The sequence below is a fragment of the Vibrio sp. OPT41 genome, assembly GCF_015163595.1.
Taxonomy (GTDB): Bacteria; Pseudomonadota; Gammaproteobacteria; order Enterobacterales; family Vibrionaceae; genus Vibrio; species Vibrio alginolyticus.
Genome location: NZ_JADDYH010000038.1, coordinates 393492 through 412790 on the forward strand (window position 1 = coordinate 393492; position 19299 = coordinate 412790).

Here is a 19299-nt window from a genome sequence, read left to right on the forward strand (position 1 = left end):
ATTCTGGGTGATCCGCAGGGATGCCAATGTACTCATCCATGTTAAAAGTCACGACGTTTTTGAAGCTGACTTCGCCGGCTTGGTAAAGCTCGATTAGGGCTTTGTAGGTTGCTAGAGGAGTGCCACCAGTTGGTAGACCCAGAACGAATGGACGCTCAGCAGTAGGTTTAAAGTCGTTGATACGCTTAGCGATATGCGCAGCTGCCCACTTACCTACTTGTGCTGCTCGAGTTAACGGGATAAGTCTCATTTTGTGCCCCTAGTTATTGGAATTGACGATGTACTGAAACATTAATTCGCATTATAAAATAAGTAATGGCGAACTGCTATTGTTTTAGGTCAAAATTTTGCTTTTTCTTTAACCAATGTTGGTTTTGTCGACGATTTTTATATCTAAATGCTTTTATAAGACGATTTTTTACAAAGAAATTGCATTATGAAACTGACGAATCAATAGATAAAATTTATGATCTAAATTAAGTTCTGCCTTCGCACTTAACCTTGTTTTTTAACAACCTACAGAGTGCGAAATCGCACACGAACTTCAAATATTATGGGTTAGATATGGCATGGCGCTCATTCTTTAACCATAATTGAAATGTGTAAACCAGTGAGGAATTCGGTATGAAAAATGAGTTAGATCCGAGCAAAGTACTACAGGCTTACGAATGTGTGATGAACAACGGTACGCCAACCGAATTTGGTAAAATGTATGAAGGTGTAGAAGCGTTTTCTGACTACGATGGGTACAACGTTTTCTTGAGAGGGAATGGTGTTGAGCTAAAAATTGGCTTCCACAACACCTATCACTTGGAATATGACCAAGAGCATTTGAAAGAGAGCTTTCTGAAAAAGATTGCGACGCTCGCCAAGTAAACGGTCATCACCCAAATATTAAAAAAGCCCTTGGGAGAATGCCCCCTTGGGCTTTAGGAGAAGAAATGAGCTTGTCTTGCTCGCTCAGTAAAGTCAAACGAGCTTTCGCCTACTGCTAGAAAAAGGCGAGAACTAGGTTATTGGTTATTAATCGTCTTCAACCAAACTCTCTTCAATGTATTCTTCTGTGGCGTCAGGCTTGTTACGACCATTTAGCGTATGGAAGCGCTTGCGACCACGAGCAAGTTGGGTGTACTTTAGCCACGTACGCTCAAGTTTTGTTTTTGCTTTGCCCGGGTTTTCTAACACCTTGATGAAGTGTTTCTCTTCGCTGTTTTCAGGTGTTAATTCGCCTGACTCTAAGCCAAGCATTGTATCCCCATAAATTGTTAGGATTTCCTCTTCTGAAAGAGTAAAATCGCCAGACTTTGCAAAGCCGCGTGGGAATTTTACGTTATCGTAAAAACGTTTTTTGCCATGACGGAATTCAGTGTCAGACATGTCAACAGCCTCTGTAACCGTTATTGATGAATGTAGTGAACTTACGGCGAAAATTAGGCTTAAATCTAACAAAAGAAAAACAAAACTTTTTTGTCGTCATGATTTTAATTAGTTGTTAATCTGGTTTTATATTAACCAGGAGATGGTTTATGGATGTAAAAGTCTTTCGAACATTTTTAGAGCTGGCAAGAGTTCGTCACTTCGGACGTGCTGCTGAGAACCTTTATATTACCCAAGCCGCTGTGAGCGCACGTATCAAACAATTGGAAAGTTACTTCGATACGCAATTGTTTATTCGTGATCGAAATAACATAAAGTTGACCTCTGCAGGTGAGCGCTTAATCAGCTATGCCGAGGTAATGGTCACTACATTGCAACAAGCGAAGCTAGAATTATCGCTTGAAGATGGCAAAGCGCTGCAACTAACGTTAGGTGGCACGCCAAACATTTGGGACGCTTATTTACAGAATTGTTTAAGTGTCGTCACAGATTCGTTTGGTGGTTATGGCTTCATGGCAGAAGTGATGGGACGTGAGATGCTCAGTCGTAGCTTGCTAGAGCGCACGTTAGATATGGCATTTGCGTTCGATCAGATCAAAGCTGATGAGCTTAACTGTAAAAAAGTGGCGGATGTTGTTCTCGTTCTGGTATCAACTGAGAAAGATTCTTTAGACACCGTTTTCGAAAACAAATATGTGTACGTTGACTGGGGGACGCGTTTCTCCTCAGAGCATTCTGAGCGTCACCCTAAGATTCCAGCTCCATATTTACGCACTTCAACAGCGCGTATCGCATTGGACTTTATTTTAGAGAAGGGTGGAGCCGCGTACTTACCAATCTCTCTCGTGGAGCCATTTATCGCTAATGGGCAGCTTCACAAGGTGTCTGGAGTAGAAGATTGGTGTCGCCCTATCTATTTGAGCTATCGTAAAGCTAGCTCGTCTGTAGACGCGATTAAGCAAGTGGAAGAAATTGTCAAAGAGATCGATCCACTGACCGCTTACAGTTTTCAGCAAATTGGTTCTGGCACTTCCGACGAATAGCGTTGAATGCAAAGCCAGAAAAACGAAAAAGCCGCCTTGAGAAATTAAGGCGGCTTTGTTTTTATCTCGATGAATCGATAGTTATGGTAAGTCAAACAACAGGGCTGTTGTGCTTTCGTTTGATGTATTGCGCAAAACAACCTTACTTTGGTGTTCAATCTTCGCGCCGTCGCCAGCCGTCAAAGTGGTATTGTCGACACTAAGGCTGCCTGTCACTTGATGGATGAATAGATTTCGGCCCGACTCAATCTCAAAGTTTAGTTCGCTACTTGGCTCAAGAATTAACTGATGCAAAGTCGCATCTTGCTTAATAAGTAGCGTGCCGTTTTCTCCAGTTGGAGTAGCGATAGTCGTTAACCCAGGATTGCGACCAAAATCTTTTTGCTGATAACCTGGTTTGGTTCCAAATGTGTTCGGTTGAATCCAAATCTGTAGAAACCGCAGCGTATCTTGGTTCGACGCATTGTACTCACTGTGGTAAATCCCTTTCCCTGCCGACATGAGTTGGAATTCACCTGCAGGTAGTGTTTTGACGTTACCTTCACTGTCTTTGTGTGCGATAACACCTTCCAACACATAGCTGATGATCTCCATATCACGGTGGCCATGTGTATCAAAACCCGCGCCAGGCTTGACTACATCGTCATTAATGACTCTCAGCTCAGAAAAGCCCATATGTTGAGGATCGTAGTAGCTACCAAAAGAAAACGTATGTTTGCTATCAAGCCAGCCAAAGTTTGCTCGACCTCGGTCTGCTGCATGTCTTACCGTAATCATAAGGCCTCCTTAAGAGAGCTTTTTGTTTAAAAAGTTATCTAACGCTGCTTTACCTGCGCCAGAGAACGCCAGAGAAACGCTCGCTGCCAGTAATGCCAAGCCAAACTCGTAACCGTTGTTTGCCATGAACAGGCCATTCTCAAAGTGGACAGAGAATATCGCTACCACCATCGTGAACGCCAAAGCAACCGCTGCTGGTCGAGTTAGCAGACCAAGTAAAATGAACAAGCCGCCAAAGAACTCTGCGCTGCCCGCAAGTAACGCCATGAGTACGCCAGGACCTAAACCGATAGATGCCATCCACTGACCTGTGCCTTCTAGGCCGTAGCCACCAAACCAGCCAAACAGTTTTTGTGCGCCGTGCGCCATAAAGATAATGCCGATTGGAACGCGAAGTGATAGTGCGCTGTAACCTGCGTTTGACGTGGTAATTTTCTGTAATAGTGCTTTCATGATTCTGTCCTCTGACTCTTTTCAATGAGTGGGAAGCGTGTGCTCCCGTGCTGTTGAGAACAGTTTAGGTAGAGGCGAACATAAAAATAACGGGAGGATTTTGATAAACTCGTTCTAAAAAATCGAATGAGAGGTTTTTGTTATTTTAAATCAATATCTTGAAATGTTTTTTGGGTTTTAATTTGCCGATTATTGTCTGTTTTAAATCAAGGTCTGTCATTATTTTCGATAAACATTTTTTCTGTTAAACAAAAAAAGAGCACATGTACTGTGCTCTATTGCTTTCGCTTTTAACAAGGGAGAAAGGTGCGTTAAAGAAAACCGTCAGAGGTTCATTAAGCTCTCTAATGACTCCTCTACATTGTTGTAGTGATAAGTTCGAATATTACGTCCATCCGTCGCATTAATCTGAATTTCTGAGATCTCGTTATCTGAGTCTCGTTCGATGATTCCAATAGAATGATCTACGGATTTACTGGTAATAACCTTTTGGTTTCTTAATACAATTACGCAAGTATGTAAGTCCATGCCAATTCCCTTTAGCCGACGTTGTTGTGATGTTCTGGATCTAACTTTAGTGTACAAAAGCGCTAATGCCAATAAATCTCAATATTGAGTTCCGAAAATGGCTAATTATGGGCGCTTAAGCAAGCTACAATAACACTATATTGAACGATGCCTATGAACAATAAATGACAAAAGGCATGAGCAAGGAAAGCACTATGTTTATTCACCCCCATACCTCACTGACCTTTGAGCAGTGTCACAAGGCGCGAGTCGCGCGAGACAGTCGTTTTGATGGGCGATTTTATGTGGCGGTAAAAACAACGGGAATCTTTTGTCGTCCGATTTGCCCGGCAAATTTGCCTAAAGAAGAAAATGTTGAGTATTTCGCTGATAAGACGCAAGCCCTTCAAGCAGGGTACCGTCCGTGTTTACGCTGTCGACCTGATAGCGCTCCTGGATCTTGGGCATGGAAAGGTGTCGAGACGACCTTTCAACGAGCGATTTCGTTAATTGATAGAGGGGAGTTGCATCACCATTCGGTGTCTGAGTTGGCTGAGCGTGTTGGGATTTCTGACCGTTACTTACGTATGTTATTTGAGCAGTATCTAGGTATGTCACCCAAGCAGTATGCGCAATATCAGCAACTAATGTTTGCCAAACAGTTGCTTCACTTCAGCTCTATGTCGGTCACCGACGTGGGGTTTGCGTCCGGTTTTAACAGTACGCGCCGCTTCAACGATGCTTTTCAAAAGTTTCTCAAACTAACGCCTTCTCAAGTACGCCGTAAAGAGTTTGATGGTGCGGGTTGCAATCGAATTGCCTTACCTTATCGAGGTGAGTTGAATTGGTCGCACATGTTGGACTTCTATCGTTTGCGAGCGGTTGAGGGGGTTGAGCTGGTGAGGGATGAGAGTTATCAGCGCAACGTTTTTTTGGATAACAGCAAAGCCTGGTTTAAAGCGACAAAAGGTGAAGGATACTTAGAACTGGCGTTTGAAATTGAAGACGTAACGAAGCTGCAAAACTTGGTGTCTGACATTCGTCGTATGTTCGATCTTGACACTGATATTTGTACTGTTGAGCAGCATTTGGAGTATGTCGCGCCTGGGCTCGTGTCGAGTAAAGGTATTCGTATTCCTGGTGTATGGAATGCATGGGAAGCAGGGGTTAGAGCGATTTTAGGCCAGCAGGTGTCGGTTAAAGCGGCGATTGGTCAACTTAACTTATTGGTGGCCACACTTAGTGGAGAGTCAGAAAAACGTTTTTTCCCGACTCCCAGTGATATTGCAAACGCCGACGTGAGCTTTTTGCGCATGCCGCAAAGCCGTAAAGAGACGCTAGTGCGCTTCGCCCAGTTTATGCAGGACAACTCAGAAGCTGACCCCCAGCAGTGGCTAACTTTGAAAGGCATTGGACCTTGGACCGTCAGTTATGCTCAACTGCGAGGGCAATCTCAACCCGATTGCTTTTTAGATAAAGACTTAGTGGTGAAAAAGGCGATGCAGCGTTACCCATCACTGAATACGCACACTGCGGCCCCTTGGGGAAGCTACGCGACGTTTCACTTATGGAATCAATCATGAAAACATTTTATACCGAAATGCCGAGTCCACTAGGAACGGTGACTATCCAATCGAACGCTGAGGGCTTACTTGGCATTTGGTTTGAAACATGCACCACTAAGCCGAGTGAGCTGGGAGTGCGAGACGAGCAGCATCCGGTCTTGCGCCAAGCTGTCACCCAACTGGATGAATACTTTGCTGGTCTGCGCAACGAATTCGATTTGCCCCTTGCAGCGACAGGCACTGATTTTCAAAATCAAGTTTGGCAGGCACTAACGACCATTCCATATGGGGAAACGTGGAGCTATCAAGATCTCGCGAATGCGATAGGTAACCCTAAAGCTGTGCGTGCTGTTGGGTTAGCAAACGGGAAGAATCCGATTTCTATCGTGGTGCCTTGTCATCGCGTTATTGGCAAAAGCGGAAAACTGACTGGGTATGCAGGTGGAGTGGAGCGCAAGCAACGTTTGCTCGCGTTGGAGCAAGGTACACCGCTTTAAGTGAGGCGATTCTCGTATTGGGATTAAGCGTGCTACACAGGGGTAACGATAGTGTAGAGTTTCATAATCGTTATACGAATAGAAGAAGGACAATAAGGACATGCCTTTCAAAACGGATTTTGATGCCTTCATGAGTGAGTGTTGGCAGCATCACGAGGAAAATCCCGAACAAGTTTATGCTCAGCTAGAAACGGCTCTGAGCGAGGTGGAAGACGTTACCCAAATCGAGCGAATATTCGCATTGATGCTGCATACCGCTATTGGGCATCTCCAGTGCCCAGAACAGTTTCTTACTTGTTTAGAGCACTTTGATGAACGCAAGGTTGCCGAGAGTTTTGCATTTCAACGCAGTATTGCCGTTGCGCGCTATTTCGTAGATGGCACTGACAATATGGAATTATTGGAAGAGCAAGAACAACGCCGAGTTTACGCTTTGATTTCGAATGAACTTTCTGCACTTGTTCAGCTTGAACTGGCGAGTCAATGGTTGGTGAAGGCAGCGTTAGGAACGACGCCGAACGATGCAGAAGGGCCATTAGCGCGCGCTATCGCGATCACTGCGAACAACTTAGCATGTCAGTACGAAGCGCTGGCTGAGCGCACGTGCATGGAAAAATCGAAGATGTTAGAAGCAGCGACACTCGCGCTAGACTATTGGAAAGTGGCAGGGGGTTGGATGCAAGAAGAGCGCGCAGAGTATCGCTTAGCGATGAGCTTGCTTAAAGCGGATAAACCGCAAGAAGCCAAAGTGCATGCTGAGCGCTGTGAGGCTATTTGTCAGCAAAATGGTAGCGACGCGTTTGAGCTGTTCCACGCACATGACTTGTTGATGCAAGTACACTTCCATCTTAGTCAGAAATATAAAGCTAAATTGGATGAAGAGATGCAGCAGCACTGCAAAACGAGCTCGTTGACGTGATCTTAGCGTTGAATGAAAAAAGCCCCGAGTGACTGGCTGGGGGCTTTAGGGTTGTTGACTATGCAGCGATGATTATGCTGCTTGCGCTTTTGCTTGGTATCGTCCTGGTTTATGGTTCATCGCCAAAATCAAGTTCGTTGCGATGGCACCTAGAACAGATAGAGCGATAAGGTGCACATCTACAATGAACAGTGACATCACCACGATGGCACAATCTAACGCCATTTGAACTTTACCCGCTCGAACTCCAAAACGTTCCTGAAGGTACAACGCTAGAATGTTAAAGCCACCCAAACTCATTTTGTGACGGAAAATTACCAACATACCGATTCCAATCAGCCCACCACCCAAAAGTGCCGCATAGAAAGGTTCGATTCGTGAAATCTCAATCACATGATGCAGATGATCGACCGCAAAAGAGACAATCGAAACCGCAATAAAGGTATTGATAGTGAAGCGCCAACCCATGCGCATCACAGATAAAATATAAAAAGGGAGGTTAAGAGCGAAAAATATCTGACCAAAACTGAAGTCACTCACTTTGGTTAGGAAGATCGCCAAGCCAGCCGTACCGCCAGTGAGCAATCCTACTTTGCTAAAAAATATCACTCCAAGTGACACTAACGCACTGCCGAGCGTCAGAGCCAAGAGGTTCTCTCTTAGGCTATGATCTTTGTCCATAAATTAATTTCCTTGGTTTAAAAAACGCGCCGGAGATAACACGTCTCACGGACGCGATAGACAGTCGCCAAAATAGCAACTAACAAATCGGCAAATAAAATGTCGCGAAAAGTGATGGATGTCGAGTTTTTGGACGAGATTATGATGATATTAACCTGTTTAACATAATGTACACAGATAGAAAAACAACAAGGAAAAGTTATGATTAAGAAAGTTGGCAACACCCAAATCAACACATTACATCGACTGAGTTGTCACTGTGGAAAAGTTGAGTTGGAACTGGCGTTACCCAATGGTATTGAGAAACCGAGACGGTGTGACTGTTCTATGTGTCGACGTCGTGGCGCGATTGTCGCATCTGTACCTTTGAACGGTATTCGTATTGTGCAAGGCGAAGACGTCTTGAAGCAGTATCAATTTAATACACACACTGCGAAGCACTTTTTCTGTGGCGAGTGCGGTATTTATACGCACCATCAGCGTCGTTCTGACCCGAGTGAGTATGGCTATAATGTCGGCTGCTTAGAGGGCGTCAACCCATATGAGTTGGGAGCGATTGAAGTGATGGATGGCGTTAACCATCCATCCGACCGCTAGGTTGTGTTGCAAGTTAAGTACCTGATTGTCGGTGCTTTTAAGTAAATAAACCGCTATTCATCCACAAGTGTACCGCAATACTGGCGGCATAACCCAAGGCGATGACGGGAGCCCACTTTAAGTGGCCAAAGAAGGTGTATTGCCCACGCGCGGCTCCCATTAAAGCGACGCCTGCCGCGGATCCGATGGAAAGCAAACTGCCCCCGACACCTGCGGTTAATGTGACCAGTAGCCAGTTGCCCATCGACATGTTTGGTTCCATAGTCAGTACAGCAAACATAACCGGAATGTTATCGACGATTGCAGATAGGACACCAACCATTACGTTTGCCCAGACTGGGTTCCATTGCGTGTACATGACGTTTGAAACCAGTTCGAGGTAGCCAAGTAAACTTAAACCGCCAACACACATCACAACACCATAGAAGAACAACAAGGTGTCCCATTCGGCTCGAGACACACGATGAAACACATCAAACGGAACCACTGAGCCTAAGCGCTTCAATGCCTGATCATCGCCATTGGCAATTGCCATAGCTGCTTTTTTTGCGAGTGAGTGTTTGAGAGTTTGGCGCAAAAAATATCCGAAAAACTGTAAGTACGCCAAGCCCATCATCATGCCCATAACGGGTGGGAAGTGCAGCACAGCATGGAAAGAGACTGCGGTGGCAATCGTCAAAATGAACAACGCGACAATACGCCTTGCCCCGCGTTTTAGCTCAACGTGTTGGTGAATCGTATTCGGTTTTGTGTTTGGAACAAAAAGTGACATCAAAAATGCGGGAACCAAGTAGTTCACCAATGACGGTACAAACAACGGAGTGAACTCAGCAAAGCTGACATGACCGGCCTGCCACACCATCAGGGTTGTAATATCACCAAATGGGCTGAATGCACCGCCAGCATTGGCTGCGATAACAATGTTGATACAAGCAAGATTGACGAACTTAGGATTATCACCAGAGACTTTCATCACTACAGCGCACATCAAAAGGGCCGTAGTTAAGTTATCGGCAATCGGTGAAATGACAAAAGCGAGAAACCCCGTCAGCCAGAACAACTTTTTGAATCCAAAACCTTTACCAACCATCCACGCCTGTAAGGCATCGAAGAGTTTGCGTTCTTCCATTGCGTTGATGTAGGTCATCGCCACGAGCAAAAACAGCAGCAACTCGGCATATTCCAACAAGTTATGTTCTAGTGCGGATTTGGCGATTTCAGGCTGGTTGTGCTGAGCAAAGGTGTAGCCAATCAGAATCCAAATTAACCCTGCAGCGAGCAGCACTGGCTTGGATTTTCTCATTTTCAGATACTCTTCCAACATAACCAGTATGTAAGCGATCGAAAAGATAATCAGAGCCGCGTAACCGACACCAGAATTAACAAGGTTCAGTTCATTGGTTGATGCAGCAAAGGTGGCGCTAGATAACAACAAACAGCAGAAAGCCACAATTGGATAGATTGGCATAGACATTTCTCCTTTGTCTGGTTGGAGAAATATTAGCCACAAATGAATGAGTTAGTTGTGAGAGAGCTCGAATTAACAGTAGGAGTTAGGAAATGATAGTGTGCGCCACTATTTTCTGAGTGACGCAATGCTTGCTGCGCCGAATAAAACCGCAGCGGCATATAAACCGTAAGTTAACCAGTGACTAATCTCTAAAAAAGGAACGAGTCCTTGACCTGCCCACATACAGCCTCCGTTTAATGAGCAATGTTGTAATAGTCGAGCCAATTTAAAGGAAATGAACAATGTTTTTTGTGAGTGAAAGCAAATTCTGAAGGATTAGAAAGTCAAAAATTGGTCAGTGAGAGAGAAATCTCATTTTTAACTGGCTAGCTCTAACCCTTTTGAGTTAAAGCTAGCTATATCTAGAGCTGAATGCATTTAGCGTAGGAGCCATTTTTTCAACGGTGAAGCGTCGATTGCTTTCACAAGCAGTATGGTTGCAACAATCGTTGCAGGATAAATAAACACATCTTTCGCGAGGTGTTGCAGCCCGATAAATCCAGCGACATTCATCATGACAATTATGATAAGCAGATGGCTAACATATATCCCTAACACGCTAGGAGATAGTTTGAAGACCCAAGGCATGCCGCCAAAATGAGGGTGAGCCAAAAGCCACATAAAGACACCTACAGCCCAGATAACGGTACCGAATAGGAAGTCGTGCGAGTTGAAAGCGATGTCATGTTGCATCAGCCAGTAAGCTTCACCAAAATGCAGTGCCATGCCAAGAATAATGCATCGAACCGTATTGTTTCGCGACCACCGCCACTGCGCTTCTCGTGCGAAATAACCCAGAACAACTAGCAACGTGCTGAAAAAAGGCCCATTACGAGTAAAGAAAGGCGCTGGCAGGTCGGTAATGGTCGCGTAACTGCCAGCAAAGACCCCGTATATGTATAGCAATACTGCAGTTGGCAGTATCAGTTGCACCATATTGATATGCACGAGAAAGGCAATTAACGCTACGGCAATGACCAGAGCCGGAATAAACCACAGATGAACGAGTCCGCCTTCGATGAGTGAATTGATCGGGGTTGACATTAAGTACCCCCAATAACCTTGCCTTTCTGCGAGATACCCTGCCTCAGCGACCGTCTGCCATTGGAATGGCATCAGTAAACTGATCATGCTCCAAATGAGCCAAACCTTCATTAACGGTTTGGCGTAGTTCTTAAGAGTATCGATAGGTGAATGACTCAACTTCGGCTGGATTAGATAACCCGAGATGAGAAAGAACAGCGGAACAGCAAAACGAGCCAGTTGGTTGAGCATATAGCCAACCCATGGTATCCCATCCCACTGCCAGTACGTCAGTGCCATCTGGCAATGCAAACCCACAATCGCAAGCATTGCAATGATACGTGCAAACTCTAAGCTGGCTATTTTTTGTTTCTTTGCCATTACATTGTTTACCTAAATAAAAAACTTAGGTGAAAATAGCAGGTTGTTGTTGAAGTAATACGTGAAAAAGTCAACAGACTTGCGCTTACATTGAAGCTGTTTCGAAAATTAAGACTTACTTCAAACTTCTTAATTATTAACCTATTAACGCAATCAATACCTGATTCGTGAGTCGAAAATAGTACTGAATAATGGTTAGACCAGTTAACTCGAGATTGCAAAAAAGAACGATCGTGCTAAAAATAAGATTATGCAAAAAGGAAAAGTGACAAAAGAGTTTATTCTGCAGCGGGCTTTTGAGATCGCCAGCGAAGACGGATTAGAAAGTCTTACGATTGGAGAGTTAGCCAAGCAATGCGGTATGTCGAAAAGTGGTCTGTTTGCCCACTTTAATTCGAAGTTGAATTTACAGCTATCGGTGCTTGATCACGCCAATAAAGTGTTCGCTGATCGGGTTATTGAGCCTGCTCGAGAACTCGGGGATGGCAATATCGAGCGTAAAATTCGAGGGTTGCTCGACTCTTGGATGACTTGGAATCACGCATTCCAAGGAAGTTGTATGTTTCTTGACGCTTGGAATGATACGGCAGATAAAGATTGCCCGCTTCAGGCCGGACTGCGTAAATCCATAGACACTTGGCTGAGCTATTTGGAGATCCAAATAACGAAAGGCAAAGAGAAGCAAGAATTTGCAGCAGACTTAGATACACGCCAAGCAACGTTTGATTTGTACGGTCTCTATTTGAGTGCGCATGTTTTTTACTCAATTAAAGGTGAGCAAGAAAGCTTGCGTCTGTTTTGGCAAGGGATCGACAACTTATTTTCTCGCTGGAAAGGCTAATATCGGTTATTCGCTTCCCAGATTCGTAGACATAAAATCACAAAGAGCGGCTGAGTTCGCTCTTTCTTATCAGCGTAAAAAGCACGACCGTTCTATTTTGTGCAAAGCTGATAGTTAAGGACATGATTATGAGTGAAAAAATTTACTTTAATACATCGCAACGTTTCAGTATTAAGCGCAGTTTGGTGAACATTAGTACTCGGTTACACCATACACTGGCCCCGTCACATGCAAAGAAGACCGCGCGCAAGCTTCTTCTGACACCTGCTCGTACGCAACCTAAAAATATTGAGCCTCAAGGGCTTATCAAAGGTGAAATTAAAGGGCATGCAGGCATCATCAAAACCTATACTTTGGGCTCTGGACCTATTTGGGTGCTAACTCATGGTTGGTCTGGAACGGCAAGTCAGTTTTATCCACTGATGGAACATATTGCGTCGAAAGGGTTTACTGCTTTGGCGTACGATCATCCGGCACATGGTGAGAGTGAGGGGCAGTATGGGCACATTCCGGGGTTTGTCAGAGGATTAGAAGATGTGTTGGATACGGTCGAGGATATTGTTGGCCTAGTTGGGCACAGCATGGGCACCGCTTCTGCTCTTGAGTGTAGGCACAGTAAATTAGAAAACAAGCCTTTGCTGCTTATTGCTCCGGTATTAAATTACGTAGAGAACTTATTCGGTAGCATTGCGCGTTCCGGTTACTCGATGAAGCTTTTTAATGCTGTGGTTTCAGAAGTTGAAGACCAATTTGGTTATCCGTTACAGTCCATTGATCCGATGAAGCGTTTGTCTGAGCGTCCGTCTCACACCATTATTATTCATGATGAGCAAGACAAGTTCACCAAATACAGTGTCTCGGCAAAAGCGGCTGAAGAGATTAAAAACGTTGAGTTAGTGACAACACAAGGTCAGGGGCATGGTCGAGTGATGAAGTGTGAGCAAGTCTTCAGTAGTTTTGACCGTTTGCTCGATAGTGCTTGGTAACCCTTACTTTTACTGATTGACTCGCTCCGTTTTGCGCTAATTCGATTTGAAAGTAACACCTCAGATTTTTTCGTCTCTGGTGTTGCTCTCCTCGTTAAGAGGTTAAATCCAAAAAGGACAGCCGAAGCTGTCCTTTGTTTATTTAGCAGAAAGTCTGCAAGGCTGAAATTAGTTACAGTTAGCTACGCCAACTTCTTTCCAAACGCCCCATTCGCCAGATTGGCTAGGATCGTCACCCTGAGTCCACCATTTCGCTTCCCACGTTTTACCTGCGTGAGTCACTTGGTTACCACCTGTGTACACTGCGCTCGCATCCCATGCGTTGTCACAAGTACCAGGGTTCGGATCGGTTGTGTGCTGTGCAACAACCACTGTCGCGCTTGCCGATGAAGACGCTTTACCGTCGCTCACACTTACAGTGAAGCTTAAGCTTGTGTCTTGCGGGTATTCCGCAGCAGTGAACGTGACTTTGGAGCCTTCAACCGTTGCATTCAGACCTTGAGGTAGAGTCCAGTTGAATGTCAGGGTATCGTTGTCTGCATCGCTAGACGCAGATGCATCTACAACCACAACGTCACCAGCGTTTGCTGTTGCTGGAGCAACAACTTGCGCTATTGGTGCGCTGTTCACTGGGTCAACAACACCTGCTGGTTTCACTGTTACTACAACGAGGTCAGATGCCGTTGCACCTTCGTTATCAGACACCGTCAGCTTGAAAGTTAATTGCTCTTCAACAGTAACTTCTGCTGCATCAAAGCTTGCTTTCGCTGAGTTTGCACCTGTTAGTGCCACTGCTGTGCCAGATACTTGTTCCCAAGCGTAGCTTACGATGGTGCCGTCAGAGTCTTTTGACAGGCTGCCATCTAGAACCACATTTGCAGGACCTGTTACCGATTGATCTGCGCCAGCGGCTGCGGTTGGCTTACGGTTTGGTTGAGGAACCACACCACCAGCCATACCTTCGTGCATCGCGTTTAGAATGTCACCGTTATCCGCGTCAATTTCCCAAGAGAATAGACCAGCAAGACCAAGAGACTTCGCGTAGCTACCTTTTGCTAGCACTGAACGGTGGTCATCAAATGTGATCAACTCACCCGTTGTACGGTTCCATACCCATGGTGCTTCTGCTTGTGCATCGTAGCCGTACTCGAAGCCGTTAATGCCAGTGTTGTTTGCACCTAACATGAATGACTTAATGCCTTTGTAGTCAATTACGCCATCTTCCCAAACACCTTGCGCTGTGCTGCCCTTCAGTTTACCTGTAGCAGTACCTGTCATTGGGTCGTTTGGATCTGTGAGTGTATCTGGAGTTACGCCTTCCCAGCCACGACCGTACATTGCTGTACCAAGTACTAGCTTGTTTGCAGGAACGCCTTGAGCAAGAAGAAGTTGGATGCCGTTATCTGCTGTGTAAGCAGGACCTTTGTACGGTTCGCCGTTCTCATCAACGCCACTACCGTCACACTGACCAGGACGCATGAATGAACCACAGTAAAGCGCAGTCTGGTGACCAGGAACGTTGTTCCAACCGCCGTAGAAGTCGTAAGTCATTGCGAAGATGTAATCCATGTACTGCACCGCATCTGCGTAGTCTACGTCTTCAATCTTGTCGTAACCGACACCGATAGCGGACGTTAGCTCGTAAGTACGGCCTGTCTCAGCTTCTAATTCATCAAGCATTACGCGCAGTTCACGCATCAGTGCGATGTATGCTGGGCCATCGTTTACAGGGTCGCCCTTATCGGCTGCTGCACCGCCGCCGCCAGGGAATTCCCAGTCGATATCAACACCGTCGTAGAATTTCCAAGTTTTCAGGAACTTCTTAACTGATGCGACGAATGTGTCTCGGTTTTTCTTGTCCACGAAATCGAAGAATGGGTCAGACAGTGTCCAACCACCGATCGATGGGATGATTTTTAGATCAGGGTTACGTTGTTTCAATGCCATTAGCATTGCGTAGTTACCCTTGATAGGCGTGCTGTATTCATGACCAGCTTGTGGGAAGCTCTTCTGATAAGCAGCCCAAGGGTCATGGATAACGACTTCATAATCAGGCACACCTGTACAAGCAGTTTGTAGCGCATTGAAACTGTTGCCGCCAACAGACTTCACAGACTCATTTGGGCCACAAATTGGGATAAAACCGTAAAGGATGTGAGTCAAGTTGTCGACCGGCATATTATCGACGGTGTAGTCACGGCCATAGATGCCCCATTCAACAAAATACGTACCCATCACGACGCTTGGATCGGTATTGTAGGTTTTGTTGTTTGGATCAACATTCATCGTTAGTGGCTTCAGGTGAGAACCATCGGTATCTGCAATCGTGATTTCAGCTGGTGCGCTTTTCGCACAACCTGTCGCATCACATGCTTCGATTTCCATTTGGTATAAGCCACCTTGGCCGTATTCAAACGAAGCTGTCGTTTGGCTACCAGTGATAGGGCCGCTTGCTACTTTTACACCATCAAAATAGACGTTGTAAGTGTCACCAGGTGTGCCACTCCACTGGTTAAATTTAACAGTGATCTTCGCTTGCTCATGGTATTTCACCATGTCGTAGTAGCCTGACGTGGTTTCCATCGCGAGTTCAATTTTAGAAAACTGAAGGTTGTTGGAACCGTACATATCGATACTTGGTGCGGTTGGAGCCGCAACTGCAGCACCTGATAGCGCTAAAGCAACTCCAGCTGCACATAGGTTAAATCGAATCATAACTTCTCTCTCAATCCTTGGATTCATGTTCTACCTAGAACATAGGCTGCTCTTGCACCAGATAAGATGATTGGATTTACTCCACGTGCAAAAGCATCACACTCAGCATTTCAGAGAGTTTTTTTTCGTCAAAAAAAATTAAGACGGTTTTCGAGGCACTTGAGAGAACTTAACTAAAACTCGCACTCTGTTACACAGAAAGTGTCAGACTGAGTCAATAATTTATAAAATCTCAGCAGAAACTAAAATTATTGTTTACTCAGTAACGAGTTAGTTAAATGCGATGAAGGCCTTATTTTGTTGTTTATTAAGGTTTTGTTTCATTGATATAGAAAGAGAATTGAAAGGAAAAATAGCCGTGAAGACGTATTAGTCACGGCTGAAGTGTTCACTCAACGCGGCGCGACGTTTAGAGGCTGCGCCGGTTTCTGAGCCCTGAACGGTATGCTCAAATCCTTTACGAATGAATCGCTGATCTGGAATAAGAGGCTCAATACGGCGTATTTGAGGTGAAAGATGAGAGCCCGAGATCTGATACGCGGTCTTTCCTAATCCGGTATTCAACGTGATGACCTTGCCATCGAATTCAAATTCCGTCGTAATAAGTCGATGGTTTCGGTATACCCCATCTTCAGTGAAAACGAGACGTTCTGTTTGGTAGGGTGGCGCGCCAATCTCAATCCATTCGCCGTACACCTTTTCCGGATCAATGTGGTCTTGATAGGAGAGGTGGATTTGATAGCCAAAAAACGTCAACAGACCCATCCCGAAGCAGACAAATGTACTCTTGAGGATTTTGGATTGGTGGCGAGCCAAAAATGAAAGTTTTGGTTCTTGTCGTGCTTTTCGCCTTCGGCGAGTCGAGTCCGTCATAGATCTAATTTTCTCCACTTTTTTAACATGGTGGAAACCTTCCTTTTTAAAAACAAACAATCCCGCCATTGAGACGACGAAACTATGATCTAATGTCCACTTTTACATTCAGATACACATCTTATTGATGGTTTTGTTGTTTGCTCACATTCATTACTTCGCAGTTTTTCTTGCTCGGTTTAGGTCGCCTGATTAATCCTCGCGAAAAGAGGTTCTCGCTCAGTAGCAAAGGATGTGCGTTACTACGTTGAGTTTAATGGCTTTCAAAGCTTGAGTAACGGAAAGAAACAAGGTAAAAAAGAGCGGACTTTTGATAAGGAAACCAATAATGAATATTAAGGAAAATAGCTATTTTGCTGGTAGTGTAAAATCACTAGGCTTTAACCAGAAAGATCAGGATGTTAGCGTTGGTGTGATGCTTCCTGGTGAGTACACGTTTGGTACTCAAGCACCAGAGCGTATGACGGTTGTAAAAGGTGCGCTTGTGGTCAAGCGTGTTGGCGAGAGCGATTGGACGACTTATCAAAGTGGTGAGTTTTTTGAAGTGGAAGGTAATTCTTCATTTGAGCTTCAAGTGAAAGAAGCGACTGCGTATTTATGTGAGTACTTCTAGCGTTCATTTGTTGCTCGTCATAAAACCACCTTCGGGTGGTTTTTTCGTCTATGTGCTTCACTTATAACGCATCTTTTTGGTTATTTGGGTATATACTTAATAAAAATGTACCCATCGACCAGGGAGGAAGTGATGGCAGTACAACGCAAGCATTCTGATCTCCCTCCTCGTTACGAGGACAAAGATCTCACCAATGAGCAAAGACAGCGCTTTACCGAAGTTGCCAATGCCGCTCATAAGAGACGTGAATTTTATCGACGTGCTCTAGGAAAGAGCTTAATGGGCAAAATGAAGGGCCGTGCGTTTAAAGATCACCCCACTCGTCAGCAAGACAAGCCGAACAGAACGTTGCAAGTAGTGTGGTTAATCGTATTCCTCGTTGTGGGGCTTTGGGTGATGCATGTGTTCGCTTAGTCATTAGCAAGCTTCTGGTACCGCTGGTGCATCAGATGTTGACTGTTCTTCCGTATTGCAGTGCTCATAAAAGGCGTACTGGTTTTTACCAGTATGTTTAGCTGCGTACATTGCTTTATCTGCACATCGAGTCAATTCAGACAAATCCTTTGCATCTTGCTTATAGATAGCAGCACCTACACTCATCGTTAACTCGTTAATCATATCGTAGCTTCGGTAACCTGTCGGAAACAGATTCACGATCCGTTTTAGGATGCTGTCGAGGTCATCTTTACTTTTTACATCGTAAAGCATGATTACAAACTCGTCGCCCGCAAATCGAGCGATGGAGTAGTCATGTTTATCGGTTTTTCTGTCTTTGTTGCGAATGTTATTTTTTAATCGAGTGGCGAAGGCTTGAAGTACTTGGTCACCAATATCGTGCCCGTAGGTGTCGTTGATGTGCTTGAAGTTATCGATATCGAGAAAGACCAATGCGGTGATGCTGTCATCAGATGAGTGCTTGATTTCATCGAGCTTTGCGCGCGCCCAAGTCTCAAAGCTCCAGCGATTGGCAAGCCCAGTGAGCTGGTCAAAATATGCTAACTCCTCAATCCCCTCACGATACAGTGTTTGAATGTAATTGAGGACTTTCGTGTAGTAATACGAGAACGTGTGACACACAAACGCGGTCGCTATCAGGGTCAGCATCAATCTCCGCTCTATGATTTCTGTGGCTGTTGGCAGTCGATCTAAAAAAGCGACCCCAAAAAAGATCAGTAAAATGTAGGTGCCACTGAACAACAGACCGACCTTAAACTCATTAATTAATACCAGAGTGGCGACAATAGGATATAGCCATAGCATCTTGCCTGACGGAGCGTCGTTATACAGAAGTAACAATAACCCTTCGAACATTAAGACAGCACTTAGCCATAAGTCGGCGTATTGATGGTGCCGCTGGACTTTTATTACATAACTGATTGCTAAGCATGCCAAGGCACACAAAGCATGGAAAAAGCTTAAACCCCAGTTATTCTCAAGTGATTGAGCAATGAAACCATAAGTTAAACAGGCAGCGGCGATACTGGAGCATAAAAAGACAATTTTCTTTTTTCTTGTTGAACGGATGTCCGCCATTTCTTCTAAGCGCGCCCCAGCCAATGTCGACATTACGTATCCTTGCTTAATTAACGTGTACGCTTATTCTAGGCGGTATTTTCGCGATAAATAGAACAACAAAGTTTCCAAATGTGATATCAGTCATTTTTAGTGCAAAGCCATCAGTGTGATTTGGTGCGAGTGTTCAAAGAGGAATGGTGGCGCATGCAGGTTTTCATGACGGTTCTTCATAGCTCTATATGGTTGGACTGATAACTCAAAGTAATGTATCTAGTTAGACGCATTTATATTGATTATCCTAATTCTGTTCGGTGCTCGTTGATTGAGAGTATTGTTCACCAATCTCTGCTCTACGTATCGTCAAGGCATATGTCGTTTCGAAAATGCATTAGAAATATTTTTCCGAAACAGGGCGAAATATTGTTG

20 protein-coding genes and 1 pseudogene are annotated in these 19299 nt (G+C 44.8%); 10 read left to right on the forward strand and 11 right to left on the reverse strand.

Annotated elements, in window-relative coordinates; genetic code table 11:
* Nucleotides 1–250 (reverse strand): annotated as a pseudogene (gene nagB, locus IQP38_RS26540) (glucosamine-6-phosphate deaminase); the annotation flags it as partial.
* A 374-nt stretch (nucleotides 251–624) separates the two neighbouring features.
* Between nagB and IQP38_RS17840 the strand changes: the two are divergent.
* Nucleotides 625–876, forward strand: a complete 252-nt coding sequence (locus IQP38_RS17840) for a DUF3081 domain-containing protein (RefSeq protein ID WP_005374440.1) — start codon at nucleotides 625–627, stop codon at nucleotides 874–876.
* Nucleotides 877–1023: 147 nt separating this feature from the next.
* Here IQP38_RS17840 and IQP38_RS17845 read toward each other — a convergent pair whose 3' ends face one another.
* Nucleotides 1024–1377: a DUF413 domain-containing protein gene (locus IQP38_RS17845; protein ID WP_005374439.1), complete on the reverse strand. Its 354-nt coding sequence runs from the start codon at nucleotides 1375–1377 to the stop codon at nucleotides 1024–1026.
* 149 nt (nucleotides 1378–1526) lie between these two features.
* Here IQP38_RS17845 and IQP38_RS17850 point away from each other — a divergent pair, with 149 nt between their 5' ends.
* Nucleotides 1527–2420: a LysR family transcriptional regulator gene (locus tag IQP38_RS17850; protein WP_005374436.1), complete on the forward strand. Its 894-nt coding sequence runs from the start codon at nucleotides 1527–1529 to the stop codon at nucleotides 2418–2420.
* A gap of 81 nt (nucleotides 2421–2501) precedes the next feature.
* Here IQP38_RS17850 and IQP38_RS17855 read toward each other — a convergent pair whose 3' ends face one another.
* The 3 genes from IQP38_RS17855 to IQP38_RS17865 form a co-directional block, all read right to left on the reverse strand.
* Complete coding sequence (locus IQP38_RS17855; protein ID WP_005383228.1) at nucleotides 2502–3197, reverse strand: pirin family protein; 696 nt, start codon at nucleotides 3195–3197, stop codon at nucleotides 2502–2504.
* A 9-nt stretch (nucleotides 3198–3206) separates the two neighbouring features.
* Nucleotides 3207–3650, reverse strand: a complete 444-nt coding sequence (locus tag IQP38_RS17860; protein WP_005374434.1) for a DoxX family protein — start codon at nucleotides 3648–3650, stop codon at nucleotides 3207–3209.
* 324 nt (nucleotides 3651–3974) lie between these two features.
* Complete coding sequence (locus tag IQP38_RS17865) at nucleotides 3975–4178, reverse strand: hypothetical protein (protein WP_017633816.1); 204 nt, start codon at nucleotides 4176–4178, stop codon at nucleotides 3975–3977.
* Between the two features lie 194 nt (nucleotides 4179–4372).
* Here IQP38_RS17865 and IQP38_RS17870 point away from each other — a divergent pair, with 194 nt between their 5' ends.
* The 3 genes from IQP38_RS17870 (at nucleotide 4373) to IQP38_RS17880 (ending at nucleotide 7138) form a co-directional block, all read left to right on the forward strand.
* On the forward strand, nucleotides 4373–5740 hold the full coding sequence (locus IQP38_RS17870; RefSeq protein ID WP_193837824.1) for an Ada metal-binding domain-containing protein: 1368 nt from the start codon (nucleotides 4373–4375) through the stop codon (nucleotides 5738–5740).
* A complete protein-coding gene (locus tag IQP38_RS17875) occupies nucleotides 5737–6219 on the forward strand; it encodes a methylated-DNA--[protein]-cysteine S-methyltransferase (protein ID WP_005374431.1) in 483 nt (160 codons plus the stop codon). The genes IQP38_RS17870 and IQP38_RS17875 overlap by 4 nt, the downstream gene beginning before the upstream one ends.
* A 100-nt stretch (nucleotides 6220–6319) precedes the next feature.
* Nucleotides 6320–7138: a hypothetical protein gene (locus tag IQP38_RS17880; RefSeq protein WP_053350106.1), complete on the forward strand. Its 819-nt coding sequence runs from the start codon at nucleotides 6320–6322 to the stop codon at nucleotides 7136–7138.
* A gap of 72 nt (nucleotides 7139–7210) precedes the next feature.
* Here the strand turns inward: IQP38_RS17880 and IQP38_RS17885 are convergent, their stop codons facing one another.
* The gene (locus IQP38_RS17885) at nucleotides 7211–7819 is read right to left on the reverse strand and encodes a YitT family protein (protein ID WP_005374427.1); all 609 of its coding nucleotides are present in this window, start codon (nucleotides 7817–7819) and stop codon (nucleotides 7211–7213) included.
* 201 nt (nucleotides 7820–8020) lie between these two features.
* Between IQP38_RS17885 and IQP38_RS17890 the strand changes: the two genes are divergently transcribed.
* The gene (locus tag IQP38_RS17890) at nucleotides 8021–8416 is read left to right on the forward strand and encodes a GFA family protein (RefSeq protein WP_017821038.1); all 396 of its coding nucleotides are present in this window, start codon (nucleotides 8021–8023) and stop codon (nucleotides 8414–8416) included.
* Between the two features lie 37 nt (nucleotides 8417–8453).
* Here the strand turns inward: IQP38_RS17890 and nhaD are convergent, their stop codons facing one another.
* Nucleotides 8454–9884 (reverse strand): sodium:proton antiporter NhaD, encoded by a 1431-nt coding sequence (gene nhaD / locus IQP38_RS17895; protein WP_065275582.1) that lies wholly within the window; start codon nucleotides 9882–9884, stop codon nucleotides 8454–8456.
* Between the two features lie 420 nt (nucleotides 9885–10304).
* A complete protein-coding gene (locus tag IQP38_RS17900) occupies nucleotides 10305–11330 on the reverse strand; it encodes an acyltransferase (RefSeq protein WP_193837825.1) in 1026 nt (341 codons plus the stop codon).
* Nucleotides 11331–11580: 250 nt separating this feature from the next.
* Between IQP38_RS17900 and IQP38_RS17905 the strand changes: the two genes are divergently transcribed.
* Nucleotides 11581–12171 (forward strand): TetR/AcrR family transcriptional regulator, encoded by a 591-nt coding sequence (locus tag IQP38_RS17905; protein WP_047102492.1) that lies wholly within the window; start codon nucleotides 11581–11583, stop codon nucleotides 12169–12171.
* Nucleotides 12172–12299: 128 nt separating this feature from the next.
* The gene (locus IQP38_RS17910) at nucleotides 12300–13157 is read left to right on the forward strand and encodes an alpha/beta hydrolase (RefSeq protein WP_017633823.1); all 858 of its coding nucleotides are present in this window, start codon (nucleotides 12300–12302) and stop codon (nucleotides 13155–13157) included.
* A 168-nt stretch (nucleotides 13158–13325) separates the two neighbouring features.
* Here IQP38_RS17910 and IQP38_RS17915 read toward each other — a convergent pair whose 3' ends face one another.
* Nucleotides 13326–15872: a glycosyl hydrolase family 18 protein gene (locus IQP38_RS17915; protein ID WP_193837826.1), complete on the reverse strand. Its 2547-nt coding sequence runs from the start codon at nucleotides 15870–15872 to the stop codon at nucleotides 13326–13328.
* Nucleotides 15873–16241: 369 nt separating this feature from the next.
* A complete protein-coding gene (locus IQP38_RS17920; RefSeq protein ID WP_005374408.1) occupies nucleotides 16242–16745 on the reverse strand; it encodes a DUF2850 domain-containing protein in 504 nt (167 codons plus the stop codon).
* Between the two features lie 328 nt (nucleotides 16746–17073).
* Here IQP38_RS17920 and IQP38_RS17925 point away from each other — a divergent pair, with 328 nt between their 5' ends.
* Entirely contained in the window at nucleotides 17074–17358 is a 285-nt protein-coding gene (locus IQP38_RS17925) for a pyrimidine/purine nucleoside phosphorylase (RefSeq protein WP_005383244.1), read from the forward strand.
* A 132-nt stretch (nucleotides 17359–17490) separates the two neighbouring features.
* On the forward strand, nucleotides 17491–17772 hold the full coding sequence (locus IQP38_RS17930) for a hypothetical protein (RefSeq protein WP_005374405.1): 282 nt from the start codon (nucleotides 17491–17493) through the stop codon (nucleotides 17770–17772).
* A 3-nt stretch (nucleotides 17773–17775) separates the two neighbouring features.
* Here the strand turns inward: IQP38_RS17930 and IQP38_RS17935 are convergent, their stop codons facing one another.
* Complete coding sequence (locus tag IQP38_RS17935) at nucleotides 17776–18924, reverse strand: GGDEF domain-containing protein (RefSeq protein WP_054700526.1); 1149 nt, start codon at nucleotides 18922–18924, stop codon at nucleotides 17776–17778.
* Nucleotides 18925–19299 lie beyond the last annotated feature (375 nt).